The sequence below is a fragment of the Novosphingobium sp. Leaf2 genome, from assembly GCF_001421325.1.
Taxonomy (GTDB): domain Bacteria; phylum Pseudomonadota; class Alphaproteobacteria; order Sphingomonadales; family Sphingomonadaceae; genus Novosphingobium.
Genome location: NZ_LMJY01000012.1, coordinates 467125 through 482988 on the forward strand (window position 1 = coordinate 467125; position 15864 = coordinate 482988).

13 protein-coding genes are annotated in these 15864 nt (G+C 67.3%); 7 read left to right on the forward strand and 6 right to left on the reverse strand.

The genetic code is table 11. The annotated features are described in order from the left end of the window. Window position 1: 1 nt before the first annotated feature. The 4 genes from ASE49_RS08875 to ASE49_RS08890 form a co-directional block, all read right to left on the reverse strand. Window positions 2-958 (reverse strand): MarR family transcriptional regulator, encoded by a 957-nt coding sequence (locus tag ASE49_RS08875; protein ID WP_056770647.1) that lies wholly within the window; start codon window positions 956-958, stop codon window positions 2-4. Window positions 959-1045: 87 nt separating this feature from the next. Then, the gene (hemH, locus tag ASE49_RS08880) at window positions 1046-2068 is read right to left on the reverse strand and encodes a ferrochelatase (RefSeq protein ID WP_056770651.1); all 1023 of its coding nucleotides are present in this window, start codon (window positions 2066-2068) and stop codon (window positions 1046-1048) included. Continuing rightward, complete coding sequence (locus ASE49_RS08885) at window positions 2068-4326, reverse strand: xanthine dehydrogenase family protein molybdopterin-binding subunit (RefSeq protein WP_056770654.1); 2259 nt, start codon at window positions 4324-4326, stop codon at window positions 2068-2070. The genes hemH and ASE49_RS08885 overlap by 1 nt, the downstream gene beginning before the upstream one ends. Then, window positions 4323-5120, reverse strand: coding sequence for a P-loop NTPase (locus ASE49_RS08890; protein WP_235522915.1), 798 nt, complete (start codon window positions 5118-5120; stop codon window positions 4323-4325). The genes ASE49_RS08885 and ASE49_RS08890 overlap by 4 nt, the downstream gene beginning before the upstream one ends. A gap of 428 nt (window positions 5121-5548) precedes the next feature. On the opposite strand from ASE49_RS08890, the gene hflK reads away from it, so the two are divergent. The 3 genes from hflK to ASE49_RS08905 all read left to right on the forward strand — a co-directional run bounded on the left by hflK (window position 5549) and on the right by ASE49_RS08905 (window position 9324). Further along, window positions 5549-6742, forward strand: coding sequence for a protease modulator HflK (hflK, locus tag ASE49_RS08895; RefSeq protein WP_056771045.1), 1194 nt, complete (start codon window positions 5549-5551; stop codon window positions 6740-6742). Further along, window positions 6742-7593: a protease modulator HflC gene (hflC, locus tag ASE49_RS08900; RefSeq protein ID WP_056770658.1), complete on the forward strand. Its 852-nt coding sequence runs from the start codon at window positions 6742-6744 to the stop codon at window positions 7591-7593. Before hflK ends, hflC begins: the two co-directional genes overlap by 1 nt. 177 nt (window positions 7594-7770) lie before the next feature. Next, window positions 7771-9324, forward strand: a complete 1554-nt coding sequence (locus ASE49_RS08905) for a Do family serine endopeptidase (RefSeq protein ID WP_235522916.1) — start codon at window positions 7771-7773, stop codon at window positions 9322-9324. A 775-nt stretch (window positions 9325-10099) separates the two neighbouring features. Here ASE49_RS08905 and ASE49_RS08910 read toward each other — a convergent pair. Further along, entirely contained in the window at window positions 10100-12178 is a 2079-nt protein-coding gene (locus tag ASE49_RS08910; RefSeq protein ID WP_056770660.1) for an NAD(+) synthase, read from the reverse strand. Between the two features lie 78 nt (window positions 12179-12256). Between ASE49_RS08910 and ASE49_RS08915 the strand changes: the two genes are divergently transcribed. Continuing rightward, window positions 12257-12667 (forward strand): SufE family protein, encoded by a 411-nt coding sequence (locus ASE49_RS08915; RefSeq protein WP_056770663.1) that lies wholly within the window; start codon window positions 12257-12259, stop codon window positions 12665-12667. After that, window positions 12654-13013: a YbaN family protein gene (locus ASE49_RS08920; protein WP_056770666.1), complete on the forward strand. Its 360-nt coding sequence runs from the start codon at window positions 12654-12656 to the stop codon at window positions 13011-13013. The genes ASE49_RS08915 and ASE49_RS08920 overlap by 14 nt, the downstream gene beginning before the upstream one ends. Before the next feature lie 210 nt (window positions 13014-13223). On the opposite strand, the gene ASE49_RS08925 is transcribed toward ASE49_RS08920, so the two are convergent. Beyond that, window positions 13224-13745, reverse strand: a complete 522-nt coding sequence (locus ASE49_RS08925; protein WP_056770670.1) for a sterol desaturase family protein — start codon at window positions 13743-13745, stop codon at window positions 13224-13226. Between the two features lie 206 nt (window positions 13746-13951). Between ASE49_RS08925 and ASE49_RS08930 the strand changes: the two genes are divergently transcribed. Both ASE49_RS08930 and leuC read left to right on the forward strand, forming a co-directional pair. Beyond that, complete coding sequence (locus ASE49_RS08930) at window positions 13952-14311, forward strand: hypothetical protein (protein ID WP_056770674.1); 360 nt, start codon at window positions 13952-13954, stop codon at window positions 14309-14311. A 94-nt stretch (window positions 14312-14405) separates the two neighbouring features. After that, the gene (gene leuC, locus ASE49_RS08935; RefSeq protein ID WP_056770677.1) at window positions 14406-15857 is read left to right on the forward strand and encodes a 3-isopropylmalate dehydratase large subunit; all 1452 of its coding nucleotides are present in this window, start codon (window positions 14406-14408) and stop codon (window positions 15855-15857) included. Window positions 15858-15864: the final 7 nt, after the last annotated feature.

A 15864-nucleotide genomic window follows, 5' to 3' on the forward strand; every position in this document is an offset into this window, starting at 1 on the left:
GCTACACCGGCAACGGCGTGGCGGGGGTGATTTCCGCGAAGTAGCGCGCCATCGCCGCCGCCGCCGTATCGCTCAATGCAATGAACGCACGGCGCTTGTCGGCATCGTCGCTCACGCGCACGAACAGCCCGGCATCGACGAGCTGGCCGATCCAGCGCAGCGCCGTGGTGGGCGGCACGTTCGCGGCGATGCACAGCGAGGTGACCGACACGCGCTTGCCCTCTATCCGCGCCGCCGTCAGGTCCAGCAGCATGTCCCACGCAGGGTCCGCGAACAGGTCCCCCTCCAGAAAGCGGGCGCGCAGCTGGCGCTGGCGGATGATCCGGCGCACCAGCTTGGCATCGGGCAGATCGGTTTCACCGCGCGCGGTCGGCGCTGACAGCACTGGAGCTGGCGGGGCAACCGGCACTACGCCGCCGCGCGGGTCCAGCCGTTCCATCCGCCCGGCGATCTGGCCAACCTGCTCGGTCAGCCGCAGCAGCATCAGCCGATCGTCTTCCGACAATTCGCGCAGGCGGGCAGACGGGAACCGCGCCAGCACCTGCCCCAGCGCGATCACCCGCTCCGCCCGGTCCGGGTTGACGAGCAGCACCGGGAAAGACTGGTCCATGCAGGCGAACACATCGTCCAGCGCATCGACCGTGGTGGACACAATGAGACGCGCACCCGCCTGCTGCGCGCGCATATCCAGCGCCGCCAGCGCGGCCAGTGCCGCCCCGTCAACCTGCGGACAATCGACCAGCACTACATCGCTTAGGCCCCGATGATCGTCCTCCAGCTCGTCCAGTCGCTGTGCGCTGTGCACGCGCAGGCCCGCCGCCGCGGCATCTTCCCGCAAAGTGGCGCGCAAGTGCGGACGGTCCGCATAGATGGAGAGCGATGGCGCGGCATCGCGCCCGGCGTTGTCCGCAGGCGCGCCGTAGACGAAATCTTCCCCGCCGTGCCCGGTCTGCTGCATTGCCCCGCCTTTTCGCTCCATGCCCGCGCTGCGATGCGAACAAAGCAGGACCGGGTCAAGCAGCGGCGCGGTTAAATTCCTGCAAGGTCAAGCCCAGCCCGACAATTCGCGGCGCATCAGCGCCTCCAGCATGGCCATGCCGGGCGCGCGATCGTTGAGGCAGGCAAGCACCGCCAGCCGCTCACCGCCCGCGCCTTCGAACACCTCACGCCCGCGGATCGCCAGTTCCTCCAGCGTTTCCACGCAGTCCGCCGAAAAGCCCGGCGCGGCGATCGCAAGGCGGCGGGTCCCGGCGCGGGCCTCGGCGGCAAGCACGGTGTCGGTTGCGGGTTCAAGCCACTTGGCGCGCCCAAAGCGGGACTGGAAGCTGGTTTCCACCCGGATGCCGGGAAGCCGCACCGCCAGCCGCTCGCCCAGCAGGCGTGCGGTCTTGCGGCAGTGGCAGTGGTAGGGATCGCCCAGTTCCAGCGTGCGCTGGGGCATGCCGTGGAACGAGAGCAGCAGCACTTCGGGCGCGAAATCCAGCGCTTCCACTTGCGCCGTAAGGTCTGCCTCCAGCGCGCCGATGTAGGCCGGATCGTCGTGATACGGGGGCAGCGTGCGCAGCGCGGGCTGCCAGCGCATGGCGCGCAAACTATCGCCCAGCTTATCCATCACCGAGGCGCTCGTCGCGCCGCAGTACTGGGGGTAGAGCGGGGCGACCAGGATGCGATCGCACCCGGCGTCCTTCATCGCCTGCAGGCGCGCCGGGATCGCGGGATTGCCGTACCGCATCGCCCAGTCCACCTTTACGCCATCGCCCAGGATGGCCTGCAGGGCGGCGGCCTGCGCGGCAGTGATGGCGGCCAGCGGCGAGCCGCCCTGCGTCCACACTTGCGCATAGGCATGGGCCGATTTGGCCGGGCGGGTGCGCAGGATAATGCCGTGCAGGATAGGCTTCCACGCGATCGGCGGGATTTCCACTACGCGCCGGTCGGACAGGAATTCGGCCAGATAGCGGCGCACGGCAGGCGCGTTGGCGGCATCGGGGGTGCCAAGGTTCACCAGCAGCACGCCCACTTTGCGGGTGGCAAGCGCGGGGTGACCGGACGGGGCGTGAGCGGGCTGCATTACAATTCCTCGGCAAAGAAGGGCAAACGGCGCAGGCGCAGGCCCGTTGCCGAAAATAGCGCATTGCCGACGGCAGGGGCGATGACGGCTACGCCGATTTCACCGGGATCGGCGGGATCGGCGTTGCTGTCGATGAACTCTACCTCGATCTGCGGACAGTCCGCCAGGGTTGGCAGGCCCATCGTACCCAGCGTTTCCTGATCGGGCCGACCACGCTCATAGCGCACCGTGCAGCCCAGCGCGAGGCCGAGGCCGAAGATCAGCCCGCCCTCCACTTGCTGGCGCGCGATGTCGACGTTGATGCCCCGGCCCACGTCCGCCACCGCGCTCAGCCGATCGACCCGCACCCCTTGCGCATCGCGCCGGGCGCTGGCGACCAGCGCGATGCGCGCCTCGCCAATGCGGTGGCAGGCGATGCCCTGCCCGCTGGCATCGCCGCCGCCGCCCCACTGCGCCAGCGTGGCGGCACGCTGCAGGCATGCGGCCAGGCGTGGGTCGCCCCCCAGCATCGCCATGCGATATGACAGCGGCTCGCGGCGTGCGCGGTGCGCCATCTCGTCCACGAAACTTTCGTTGAAGAAGGCGGTCCAGCCATGCGCGTTGCCCCGCATCCGGGCGCTGGGCAAGCCGGTGCTGACCGGCACGTGATCTATCGCCACGTTGGGGATCGCGTAGACCGGCAGCGCGCCTTCCAGCGCCATCGGATCGGCCTTGCCGGCAACGGCGGCCATGGCATCGAACGGCGCGTCTCCGGCGAACAGGCGGCGGGCGAATTCGCGCGCGGTGGCAGGCACCGCGATGCGCGCGCGCCACGCGGCGATGGACCCTTCGGTATCGGGCCGCGCCGCCATCACCGCCACCACGGGGGCGCGCGGCAACCCGGCGCGAAACTCCTCGGCCCGGCTCCAGGTCAGTTGCACCGGCTTGCCGATGGCCTTGGCAATCGTGGCGACTTGCGCGGCGTGTCCGCATTCCAGCCGCCGATCGAAACTGCCGCCGATGGGAAGCGGATAGAGGATAACGTCGCGCGCCTCCAGACCAACCGCGCGGCCCGCCGCTTCCCGCGTGGCCTGCGGGGCCTGGGTGCCGATCCACAGCTCGAGCTTGCCGTCATGCAGCCAGGCGGCGGCGGCGGCGGTTTCTATCGTCGCATGGAGCGCGGGGGCCACCTCGTAACGCACCTGCACCGGCAGGGCGCCGCGCATCAGGCTACGATCACCCGCCTCGTACAGCACCTGCCCGCTGCCAGCCCGCATCGCCTCGTTCATCGCCGCATCAACCGCGTCGGAATTGGCGCCTTGGGTAAAGGAAAAGCGCGGGGCCATCGCGGTCAGCGCCGCTTGCGCGGTCCAGCTGTCCTGCGCCACGGCGGCCACCCAGCCGGATCCGCGGACGGTGTGCAGCATCCCGCGCAAGGGCTTGGCCGCGGCCTCGTCCAGCGATGCCAGCGCCGCGTCGCTGCCGATCGGCGCGTGGTGGATGGCGGCGAACACCATGCCGGGCAAGCGCACGTCGGCGGCGAACGTCCAGGATCCATCCACCTTGGAGGGCAGGTCCAGCCGGGGATAGCGCAAGGCCGCGCCGGGCGGGACCTGCACCGGGTTTTCGGCCATCGGCTCAGGCAGCAGCGGCGGGGGGGATGGCGGCGCATATTGCGCGGCATCCTCTACAAGCGGGCCGAACGGCAGGCGCTTGCCCTGGTGCTGCACGAAGCCGTCGCGCGCGGTGCATTCCTCCCACGCCACGTTCCAGCGCGCCGCCGCCGCCTGCATCAGCATGACGCGCGCGCAGGCTGCGGCAGCCCGCGCGCCGGCCTCGTACGCGGCGATCTCGGTGCCGTCTGCCGTAGCCATGAACAGATGGTCGGCCGCCCAGCGCCGGGTGATGAGATCGTCCGGGCGGTCGGCCAGCGCCGGCATCGTGGGCATCCACAGCGGCGCCCACTTGGCGGCCAGCACCAGATTGGCATACTGCGGGCTGACCGGCGCGGGCTGGGCCGAGACCTGTCGCCAGTCCGCCCCCAGTTCATGCGCCACGATTTGCGGGATCAGGGTGGTGACGCCCTGCCCCATCTCCACTTGCGGGACCGATACCGTGACCACGCCGTCGCGCCCGATGCGCAGCCATGCGTCGAAGGCAAATTCGCCCGCGCGCGGCGCAAGCGCCAGCGGATAGCGGCGCGGCAGCACGGCATACCCCAGCGCCAGCCCGCCACCCGCGAGCGCACCGATCAGCACGCGGCGGCGGGTGGGCGTCATGCCGGGTGTGCGTCCAGCCAGGCGGCCACTTGCGCGGCCAGCGCGGCGAAGGCCTGCGCCTGCGGGCCATCGCCCGCCGCCGTGGGGGTGCCGGCATCGCTTTCGCGCCGGATCGCGATGTCCAGCGGGATGCGCCCCAGGAACGGCACGCCCATTTCGCGCGCGGCATCCTGCGCGCCGCCGTGGCCGAACGGATCGCTCACCTCGCCGCAGTGCGGGCAGGCATAGCCCGCCATGTTCTCCACCACCCCGATCACCGGAATGTCGCCTTGGGTAAACAGGCCGACGGCGCGCGCCGCGTCCATCAGCGCCAGATCCTGCGGGGTCGATACGATCACCGCGCCTGCGGGGCGGCAGCGCTGCAGCATGGTCAACTGCACGTCGCCGGTGCCGGGCGGCAGGTCCACCACCAGCACCTCGGCCCCCGCCCAGTGCGCCTCCACCAGCTGGATCAGCGCGCCGGAAATCTTGGGGCCGCGAAAGGCGATGGCCTGGCCGGGGGTGGTCAAGTGCGCCATCGACAGCACGGGCACGCCATAGCGGCTTTCCACCGGCACCAGCTTGCCTTCATGCGCCTTGGCCCGCGCGCCCTCGGTGCCCAGCAGCCGGGCCTGCGACGGGCCATGAATGTCCGCGTCCACCAGCCCCACCTTGTGCCCGGCGCGCGCCAGCGCCACCGCCAAGTTGGCCGCCAGCGTGGACTTGCCGACACCGCCCTTGCCGGAGCCGACGGCGATGATGCGCGGTCCTTTCGCTGGCTGCGCAACAGCCTGCGCATCGTCCTTCCCCGCCATCAGGGCAATCCGCAGGTCGGTTATGCCGGGGGCACCGGACAATGCCGTGCGCACCGCGCTTTCCGCTTCGGCGCGTGCCCTGGCGTCCATCCCGTCCGCGCCCAGCACCAGCGTTGCCCGCCCATCGCGCACCTGCACGGACTGCACGCGCGGCGCCAGACCGGGGGGCAGCAGCGCCGTCAGGCGTTCGGCAGCATCGTCGGGTGCGGGCTTGCCACCATCGGGGCCGCCATCTGTGCCACTCACTGGACGTCTCCGCTTTTCCGGGCATCCCCGCTTGTCGTGCGCTCAGGTGGCGCACACGGGGAAAAAGGGCAAGAGAGAGGCTGTTATTTGATGGCGGGGTTCCTATAGATAGGGCCATGAAATCTTACGGTGGCGCAGACACACGCAGCAACAATGCGGGGGACGATACGGGACCCCTGGCGATGGCCGGGCCGGTCAGCCCCTGGGGCGGCGGTGGCAAGGATGGCGGCGACAAGGACGGTGGCGCTGGCGGCTCCGGTCCTGACGACTCAGGCACCGGCGACGAAGGCGATGCCGGCGGTACGGATCACGGCGAGCGTCGCGGACCGCGCAATCCCTGGCTGCCCAGCGGCGATACGCCTCCTCCCCCGCGCCGTGCGTCCGGCCTTGAAGACATCCTGCGCGGCCGCGATCCGCGTCGTTCTGGCGGCGGTAGTGGCGGACCCGGCCTTGGCGGGTTTCCGAACCTGCCGCGCCGGCCCGACGGCAAATCCTGGCTGCCGCTGGCGATCGGCGCGGCGGTCGTCGTGCTGCTCGGCGCGTCCAGCGTCCACATGCTCGGCCCCAAGGAACAAGGCGTCGTCACAACCTTGGGCAAATATTCGCGCACCATCGATTCCGGCGTCAGCGTAACCCTGCCCTGGCCGATCGAGCATGTGAACGTGGTGGATGTCAGCTCGTTCAAGCTGGTCACCATTCCTGACGACGACAACGAAAAGCTGATGCTCACCAGCGACAAGAGCCTGGTGGACCTGAGCTATCTGGTGCGCTGGAACGTCAAGGACCTGAAGAATTACACCTTCCGTCTGGCCGATCCCGAGCAGACCGTGCGCGAAGTGGCCGAGGCCGCGATGCGCGCCTCGATCGCGCAGATATCGCTGGGGCAGGCGCTTTCCGGCGCCGGGCGCGCCGATGTGGAGCAGGACGTGCGCGAACGCATGCAGACGATCCTGGATTTCTACCACGCGGGCATTTCCGTGCAGGGCGTCGAAATCAAGAAGGCGGACCCGCCGGCCAAGACCAAAGGCGCGTTCGACAATGTGAACGTGGCTCAGCAGGAAGCCGAGCGCGACCGGTCGGAAGCGCGCGCCTGGGCGCAGCAGGTCCTTGCACGCGCGCAGGGCGATGCCAGCGCGTTCGACAAGATCTACGCCGAATACAAGCTGGCGCCAGAGGTAACCAAACGCCGTTTGTATTACGAGACGATGGAGCGCGTGGTGCGCGATAACGATACCGTCGTTGCCGAAACCAATGGCGGCACCACCACGTATCTGCCGCTGCCCGAATTCAAGCGGCGCACGGCTGCCGCACCCGATGGCACCACCATCACCGTGCCGGACACGCGCACCTCTACCAACACTGGGGGGCAGCAGTGATGGGAGACCTTTGGCACCACTACAAGACTGCGATCATCGCCGCTGGCGTCGCCGTCATCGCGCTGATGCTCAGCGTCATTATCGTGCCCGAAAACGAGCAAGCGGTGATCGTCCAGGCCGGGCGGCCCGTGCGCGTATACAACCCGTTCGTGCCCAACGCCGCCTACGGGCAGACCGGCGCGGGCGTGCATTTGCGCATCCCGCTGGTGGAGCAGGTGATCCGCATCGACAAGCGCCTGCTGTCCGTGGACATGCAGCAGCAGCAGGTGCTTTCCACTGACCAGCAGCGGCTCAACGTGGACGCCTATGCCCGCTATCGCATCGTCGATCCGGTCCGCATGGTGCGGTCTGCCGGCACCAGCGAACGGGTGACCGAGCAGCTGGAGCCGATCCTGTCCTCGGTGGTGCGCCAAGAACTGGGCAAGCGCACCTTCCAGTCACTGCTCACGGCGGAGCGCGGCCAGGCGATGGCCAACATCCGCGACCTGCTTGACCGCGAAGCCCGCCAGTACGGCGCGCAGATCGTGGACGTGCGGATCAAGCGCGCCGATCTTCCCGAAGGGGCGCTCGCCGCAGCCTTCGTGCGGATGGAAGCGGGCCGTCAGGAAGAGGCCAAGACGATCGCCGCCAAAGGCCAGCGCGACGCGCAGATCATCCGCGCCGATGCGGAGGCGCAAGGCGCGAAGATCTATGCCGACAGTTACGGCAAGGATCCGGCGTTCTACGATTTCTACCGGGCGATGCAGAGCTATTCGGTGGCGTTCGGCAAAGATGCCGCAGGCCAGAACGGCAACAAGACCATCCTGCTCAGCCCGGACAACACCTATCTTAAGCGCTTCCGGGAGCCATGAGCCGCGTGGCTCGTTGCTGGCCCGAACATCCGGTGAATGGCGCGATCAAGCCGGCGTCATTCAAATCCGGTTAAGCTGATCAGGCGTGAATCGGGCGGTATGTTTCGCCGGCCCCGCATTCGCGGGAAACCCGGCCCCCATACTGCCGAGACGGAGGAATCAAAGGACGTGAAGCCCGTGCGATACGCTTATGGACTGACCACAGCGCTCCTGCTTGGAGGCGCCACCGCCACCCTCGTCACCGGTTACCCCGCAGGCGCGCAGGTGGCTCAGAATGAAGCCAGCGAAATTTCCCGCGTCGTGCCGCGCGCCGGCGCGCCCGCCGGGTTCGCCGACCTCACCGCGCAGCTGCAACCCGCTGTCGTCAATATCTCCACGCGCCAGAAGGTTCAGGTTCAGGGCGGCGGCGGCGCCAACCCCTTCGCCGGCACGCCCTTCGAAGGGCTGTTCGGCGGCCAGGGCGGCGGCGGCGGTGGCGGCACCCCGCAGACGCGCGAGGCGCAGTCGCTGGGATCGGGCTTCATCGTATCGTCCGACGGCTATGTGGTGACCAACAATCACGTCATCACCGCCGAGGGCAAGGGCCAGGTGGAATCGATCACGATCACCATGCCTGACGGTGCGGAGTATCCCGCCAAGCTGATCGGCAAGGACGCTGCATCGGACCTGGCCGTGCTCAAGATCAGCGCGCCCAAGCCGCTGCCGTTCGTCAAGTTCGGCGATTCGCGCAATGCCCGCGTAGGTGACTGGGTGATCGCCATCGGCAACCCGTTCGGCCTTGGCGGCACGGTGACCGCCGGCATCATCTCCGCCGTCTATCGCAACACCGGCGCGGGCGGCGCGTACGACCGCTACCTGCAGACCGACGCGGCGATCAACCGGGGCAATTCGGGCGGCCCGATGTTCGACATGAAGGGCCAGGTGATCGGCATCAACAACGCCATCTTCTCGCCCACCGGCGGCAGCGTGGGCATCGGCTTTGCGATCCCTGCGGAGACCGCCGCGCCCATCGTGCAGAAGCTGATGAGCGGCCAGGCGATCGAGCGCGGCTACCTTGGCGTGCGGATCCAGCCGATCAATGAGGATCTGGCGGATTCGTTGGGTATCGAGCACAACAAGGGCGAATTCATTCAGTCCGTCGAGCCGGGCGGCGCTGCCGCGAAGGCCGGCATCCAGGGCGGCGACGTGGTGGTCAAAGTGGCCAACAAGGAAGTCACCCGCGACCAGACGCTTTCGTACATCGTGGCCAATACCGCGCCGGGCACCACCATCCCGATCGAGGTTATTCGCAACGGCCGCCGCATGACGCTGAATGCCACCGTCGCCAAGCGGCCGGCTGAAGATCAACTGGCGCAGGCTTTCGATCCCAACGCCGATCAGGACGACGATTCGTTCAGCGATTCGCCCAGCAAGCAGGAGCAACAGGGCGTCGCCGAAAAGGCGCTGGGCCTGTCGGTCATTCCGCTGACACCCACGATCGCGCGCCAGCTCGGCGCCGCCGAAGGTACGCGCGGCGTCGTCATCGTGGCCGTCGATCCCAATTCGGATGCGGGCCAGAAGGGCTTCCAGCGCGGGTTCATCATCCTGCAGGCGAACGGTCGCCCCGTCGCCACGCAGGCGGACCTGACTGCGGCGGTGAATGCCGCCAAGGCCGAAAACCGGAGCGCCATCCTGCTGCGCGTGCAACCACGCGGCCAGCCCGCGATGTTCGTGCCCGTCCGCCTGCGCTGACGCGCACCGCCGGCAAACACACGAAACGCCCGTCGGAGCGATCCGGCGGGCGTTTTCGCGTAACTGGCCCCACTTGACAATTATAGGCAATTATGGACTAGATAGTTTGTTCTCATGCCCGACCTGAGACAATCCCAACTCGACAGGTTCAAGTAAGCCGCCCACTAGCTAGAGACGGACCACGATCCTAAGCGCTTCAGAGAGAAGCTGGCTAGGATCGCCAAGCACAAGCCGGTGGAGAAGCCAGCTGACTGAGCAAACGCCAACAGCAGCTTATGTTCTTGCCCTCCTGGTGGGGGGAGGACTAACCTACCAAGGCTTGGCCGACCGGGTGACGGGGCTCAGGTCGTTTGATGTAAGCCGCGCCCGGCACCCGTTCTGGTACTGGCTGTTCATGTGCCTATGGGGCGCTACTGCCTTAACGAGCCTCTACAGGCTCATCGCCAACATGGCGGGTTTGTAAAGTACATAAACGCCCAATTATAACCATTTTGGTTATAAGCCCCGCCATCTGCCAGGCCTTGAGCGCTTTAGGCACGGCGGTGTATCGGGCCGGCGTCGTGGGCCGTCTTGCGAATCCACGCCGCCGCCCCGACGAACCGTTCCGTCAGGATCGAGCCGGGCTGTGAAAGCTCTTACCCGGTTGTTCGCACGCAGAAGCTCCCCCCTCGCGTCCCGCACAGGACGCCCCGACGCCGGCCCGATGTTCGTTTCGGCCCTTGCGCCAGTCCCCGGCGTTATCCCGCATTCGCCAGCGGGCGCCGGGCCGTGCGCGTTATCGCGGCACCCTTGCGTCCAGTTCGGCCAGCCACACCGCCGCGCTGGCATCGGAGGGGGCGCGCCAGTCTCCGCGCGGGCTGAGTGCGCCGCCGGAGGAAACTTTCGGCCCGTTGGGGATGGCGGAGCGCTTGAACTGGCTGAAGGCGAAGAAGCGCTGGAGGAATTTCTCCAGCCACGAACGGATCGTCGCCAGATCGTAGGCGTTGCGGCGTTCGTGCGGGAAGCCCGCGGGCCAGGTGCCCACCGCTGCATCGCGCCAGGCATGCCACGCCAGGAACGCCACCTTGGACGGTTTCTGGCCGAAGCGGACCACGTGGTGCAGGAAGAAATCGTTCAATTCGTACGGGCCGATCCGGCTTTCCGTACTCTGGATCGCGCCGTCCGCGCCGGCCGGCACCAGTTCGGGCGAAATTTCGGTATCCAGGATCGCCAGCAGCGTGCGTTCGGTGTCGGCGCTGAACTGGTCGGTCGTCGCGCACCAGCGGATGAGGTACTGAATCAGCGTCTTGGGCACGCCCGCGTTCACCGCATAATGGCTCATCTGGTCACCCACGCCATAGGTGCACCACCCCAGCGCCAGCTCGGACAAGTCCCCCGTCCCGATCACGAAGCCGGAATGCTGGCCCGCCAGGCGGAACAGGTAATCGGTGCGCAGCCCCGCCTGCACGTTCTCGAACGTAACGTCATAGACCGGCTCGCCCTTGCCGAAGGGATGGCCGATATCCTCCAGCATGGTGGTGGCCGCCGGGCGAATGTCGATCTCCGCCGCGGTGATACCCACCGCCTCCATCAGCTTCCAGGCGTTGGCCTTGGTGCCATCGCTGGTGGCGAAGCCGGGCATCGTGTAACCCCGGATGGTGGAGCGCGGCAGGCCCAGCCGGTCGCACGCGCGGGCTGCAACGATCAGCGCATGAGTGGAATCCAGCCCGCCGGAAATGCCGATCACCATCGACTTTGCCTGCGTCGATTCCATCCGGCGCATCAGCCCGTCCACCTGGATGTTGAACGCCTCGTAGCAGTCCGCATCCAGCTTGTCGGCACGGGCAGGCACGAAGGGGAAGCGGCTGACGGCGCGCAGCAGGCCGATGTCGCCGCCCGCCGGCGCGTGCCGGAAGGTGACGGTGCGGAAGGTGTCCTGCGGATGGCCGGCAAGGTCCGCTGCGTCGTTGAAGGTGGGCACGCGCATGCGGTCCATCACGATGCGATCGCAGTCCACATCGGCGATGCACATCTGCGGCTCCAGCGCGAAACGCTCCGATTCGGCGAGGATGTCACCCAGTTCGTAGACGATGCCCTGCCCGTCCCAGGCCAGATCGGTGGTGCTTTCCCCGTGCCCCGCCGCGCAATAGACATACGCCGCCATCGCCCGCGCCGATTGCGAGCGGCACAGCAAGTGCCGCTCGTCCGACTTGCCGATCACGATGTTGGAGGCCGACAGGTTGCACAGGATCGTTGCCCCGGCCATCGCGCCCAGCGAACTTGGCGGCGTGGGCGCCCAGACATCCTCGCAGATCTCCACGAAGAAGCGGAAGTTGGCCAGCACGTCCGACGCGAACACCAGATCGACGCCGAACGGCACCTCCTGCCCGTTTACCGCGATGGTGGCATTGCGGATCGCCTTGCCGCTGGCGAACCAGCGCTTTTCGTAGAACTCGCGGTAATTGGGCAGGTAGGATTTGGGCACCACGCCCAGCAGCCGCCCGTGCGCGATCACCGCCGCGCAGTTGTACAGCCGGCCCTTGCGCGCCAGCGCCACGCCCACCAGCAGCACTGGCGACAGGTCGGCGCTGGCTTTCACGATGGTGGCCAGCGCGGCTTCCACCGCATCGATCATCGCGCCTTGCAGATGCAGGTCGTCGATCGCGTAGGAGGACAGGCATAGCTCGGGAAACACCAGCAGGTCGACATGGCGCTGGTGCGCGGCGCGCGCATGTTCCAGCACCGCATCGCAATTGAACGCGACATCGGCGGTGCGCACGCGCGGGGTGGCGGCGGCCACGCGCACGAAGCCATGGTCGTGCATCGCGAAGAACGGATGCTGCGTGGCGGAGGACGGGTCATGCGGCTCGGTCATGCGCAAATCCCTGACACCAACCGGCGTTGGAGGCAATGTTCCCCTTGCCCTTGGCGCTTCCGCCCCTAAATGCCGGCTATGCGATCCCTGGACGATATCCGCGAAGAATACGAGTTTCTCGATGGCGACGAGCGGTATCGTCTGCTGATCGAACTGGGCCGCGAACTGGACGCGATGCCCGATGCGCTCAAGACCGACGCCACCAAAGTGCGCGGCTGTTCGGCCAGCGTGTGGGTCTATCCCACCGCGCGCGAGGATGGCACGCTCCACCTTCTGGCGGACAGTAACGCGGCCATCACCAAGGGCATCGTCGCGCTGGTGATCGCTGCCGTGCAAGACCGGCCCGCCAGCACCGTGGCGCAGACCGACATTGCCGCCGCGTTGGCCCCGTTCGACCTGGGCAACCAGCTGTCGTCCAACCGCACGCAAGGCATCCCCAACATGATCGCCCTGATCCGGGAGACGGCTGCGCGCTATGCGCCGGATTAGCCGGCCGCTCTGGATTGCGGGCGGCGCGTTCTTCGTCGGGCTGGGCACGCTGGGCATTTTCCTGCCCTTGCTGCCCACGGTGGTGTTCTACCTGCTGGCGGCGTGGTGCTTTTCCAAAAGCCATCCGGCCTGGGCGGAGCGGCTATACCAGCACCCGATCTACGGCACCCACTTGCGCGCTTGGCGCGATCGGCGCGCGGTAAGCCGCAAGGGCAAGATCGCCGCCATCGCCTCGATGAGCCTGAGCATTCCTGCGGTGTGGTTCACGCTGGGCGGATGGTGGACGCTGATCCCCGTCGCCGTGCTGGCGATCATCGGCCCGTGGATCTGGACCCGCGCCGAGTAGCCGCAAGAACCCGGCGTTGCGTCATATCAATGATCGAAGGAGCAGCCGGTTGGGAGGGCGCAAGGGGGACAACGCCCTCCCGGTGGCTCGCATACTAACGTATCCTTCTTGTCCTGCATGGGAATAGGTAAACGTGCACCCGCAGGATGAAAGGTGCCATGCGCGGGGCAGGTTGCCGCCCCTTGCAATCATACGCAATATATCGGTCGCTTAGCGATCCTCTACCGCGTCGCGCAGCACCGCGATGCCGCGTTCGCGCTGGACCTTCAGTTCGCGCTTCAACTGCGCCGGGTCGCGCGCCACCACGAACCCGAAGCTGACCCCGCCCTCCTTGCCGATCGTGGCGTGATGCAGCTTGTGGGCCTGCACCAGCCGCTTGGCGTAGCCGCGCTTGGGCACCCATTTGAAATAGCGCTGGTGGACCAGCCCGTCGTGGATCAGCGTGTAGATGACACCATAGATCAGCACGCCCAGCCCGATCCAAGTGCCCGGCGCCCACGCCGATGCACCCATCACCAGCGGTGATCCCAGGGCGAACATGGCGATACTCAGCCCTGCGCCGAACACCGCATACAGATCGTTGCGCTCAAGCAGGTTGTTGTGCGGTTCGTGATGATCGCGATGCCAGCCCCAGCCAAAGCCGTGCATCACATACTTGTGGCTGGACCACGCGACGAATTCCATCGCGGCAACGGTGGCAAGAACGATAACGATGATGGCAGGCAGCGACATGGCCAGCGCTATAGCGCCAAAGCCGGGCGCAAACAAAGCCTCCCGTCATCCTGCCGGGCGGGGCCTTGCGACACTCTCTTACAATCGTCGACACGCCTGCGACGGGTCGTCTAGCTGACGTTCAGCTTGGGAGGCTTAAATCTGAATGCATCGAGACGGCGCCAACATCCGTCCGAACAATCAGATTGAAGCAACAGGAGTTACTCATGCGCAAGTTCACCAAGATCGTCGCCCCCGCGCTTATCGCCGCCCTTGGCCTGTCGGCCGCCGCGCCTGCCATGGCGCAGCCGATGCGCCATCAGCAGCAGACCATGCGCCATGCCGACATCCGCGCCGACATCTCCGGCCTGCGCGCCCAGATCGACCGTGCCGCCCAGCGCCGCACCATCTCTCCGCGCGAAGCGGCAGGCCTGCGCAATCAGGCCGCCCAAGTCCAGCGCCTGTATGCGCAGTATGCCCGCGATGGTTTGAGCGCCCGGGAAACGCGGATGCTGGAAACCCGCGTGAATCAGGTCCGCGTGGCCCTGCATATGGAACGCCGCGATTATGACGGACGCCGCGGCTAAAACCCGCGCTGCTGCCCGCAGAACGATAATTGCCTGAAACGGCGCGCCGGCACCGCTTGAATTGCGGGGCCGGCGCGCCTATTCGCCCATAATCATGACACAGCACCCGCGCACGCTTTACCAGAAGATCTGGGACGCCCATGTCGTCGACCGCCGCGACGATGGAACCTGCCTCATCTATATCGACCGACACCTCGTTCACGAAGTGACGAGCCCGCAGGCCTTCGAAGCCTTGCGCGCCGCTGGCCGACCCGTGCGCCGCCCTGACCTTACGCTCGCGGTGCCCGATCACAACCTGCCCACCACCGCGCGCCGCGATGCCGCCGGCAACCGCGTGCCGATCGCCGATCGCGAAAGCGCGCAGCAGTTGGCCGCACTCGAAGTGAACGCGCCCGAATTCGGGATCCGCTACATCGGCGATGCCGATGTGGAGCAGGGCATCGTCCATGTCGTGGGCCCCGAACAGGGCTTCTCGCTGCCGGGTGCCACGATCGTGTGCGGTGACAGCCACACCGCCTGCCACGGTGGCGTGGGTGCCCTCGCCTTCGGGATCGGCACCAGCGAGGTGGAGCACGTGCTCGCCACGCAAACCTTGCTGCTCAAGCAGTCCAAAACGCTGGAGATCCGCGTGGAAGGCACGTTGGGCGCAGGGGTTACGCCCAAGGACGTGATCCTGCACATCATCGGCGTGATCGGCACCGCCGGCGGCACCGGCTACGTCATCGAATATCGCGGCAACGTGTTTGCAGAGATGTCGGTCGAAGGACGACTGACCGTGTGTAACATGTCGATCGAAGGCGGCGCGCGTGCCGGCCTCGTCGCGCCGGACGAAACTACGTTCGCGTATCTCAAGGGCCGTCCCTACGCACCCGTAAGTGCCGACTGGGACAAGGCGGTCGCCTGGTGGAAAAGCCTGGCGAGTGACGAAGGCGCGGTCTTCGACAAGTCGGTATTCATCCGCGCCGAGGACATCCAGCCCACCGTCACCTGGGGCACCAGCCCTGAGGACACCGCCGCGATCGGCGGTGTGGTGCCCGCCCCCGAAGACTTCGCGGACGCCTCCAAGCGCGATGCGGTGAAGGTGAGCCTGGACTACATGGGCCTGACGCCTGGTACCCGGCTGACTGACGTGGAAGTGCAGAACGTATTCATCGGCAGCTGCACCAACAGCCGCATCGAGGACATTCGCGCCGCCGCCGCCGTGCTCAAAGGCCGGCACAAGGCCGACAACGTCAAATGGGCGATCATCGTGCCCGGCTCTGGCCTCGTGAAGCAGCAGGCGGAAGCCGAAGGGCTGGACAAGATCATCACCGATGCCGGCATCGAATGGCGTGAACCCGGCTGCTCGGCCTGCCTGGCGATGAACCCGGACAAGGTGCCGCCCGGCGAACGCTGCGCGTCCACCAGCAACCGCAACTTCACTGGCCGCCAGGGCCCCGGCGCGCGCACCCACCTGATGAGCCCGGCGATGGCCGCCGCCGCGGCGGTTACCGGGCACCTTACCGACGTGCGCGATCTGCCTGTTTTGGCTGAAGCCGCGAACTGATAGGATC

Bases quoted from the DNA above. Each gene is read 5' to 3' on its own strand.
- ASE49_RS08875 (WP_056770647.1), bottom strand. From the start codon at position 958: ATGCAGCAGACCGGGCACGGCGGGGAAGATTTCGTCTACGGCGCGCCT.
- hemH (WP_056770651.1), bottom strand. From the start codon at position 2,068: ATGCAGCCCGCTCACGCCCCGTCCGGTCACCCCGCGCTTGCCACCCGC.
- ASE49_RS08885 (WP_056770654.1), bottom strand. From the start codon at position 4,326: ATGACGCCCACCCGCCGCCGCGTGCTGATCGGTGCGCTCGCGGGTGGC.
- ASE49_RS08890 (WP_235522915.1), bottom strand. From the start codon at position 5,120: ATGGCGGGGAAGGACGATGCGCAGGCTGTTGCGCAGCCAGCGAAAGGA.
- hflK (WP_056771045.1), top strand. From the start codon at position 5,549: ATGGCCGGGCCGGTCAGCCCCTGGGGCGGCGGTGGCAAGGATGGCGGC.
- hflC (WP_056770658.1), top strand. From the start codon at position 6,742: ATGGGAGACCTTTGGCACCACTACAAGACTGCGATCATCGCCGCTGGC.
- ASE49_RS08910 (WP_056770660.1), bottom strand. From the start codon at position 12,178: ATGACCGAGCCGCATGACCCGTCCTCCGCCACGCAGCATCCGTTCTTC.
- ASE49_RS08915 (WP_056770663.1), top strand. From the start codon at position 12,257: ATGCGATCCCTGGACGATATCCGCGAAGAATACGAGTTTCTCGATGGC.
- ASE49_RS08920 (WP_056770666.1), top strand. From the start codon at position 12,654: ATGCGCCGGATTAGCCGGCCGCTCTGGATTGCGGGCGGCGCGTTCTTC.
- ASE49_RS08925 (WP_056770670.1), bottom strand. From the start codon at position 13,745: ATGTCGCTGCCTGCCATCATCGTTATCGTTCTTGCCACCGTTGCCGCG.
- ASE49_RS08930 (WP_056770674.1), top strand. From the start codon at position 13,952: ATGCGCAAGTTCACCAAGATCGTCGCCCCCGCGCTTATCGCCGCCCTT.
- leuC (WP_056770677.1), top strand. From the start codon at position 14,406: ATGACACAGCACCCGCGCACGCTTTACCAGAAGATCTGGGACGCCCAT.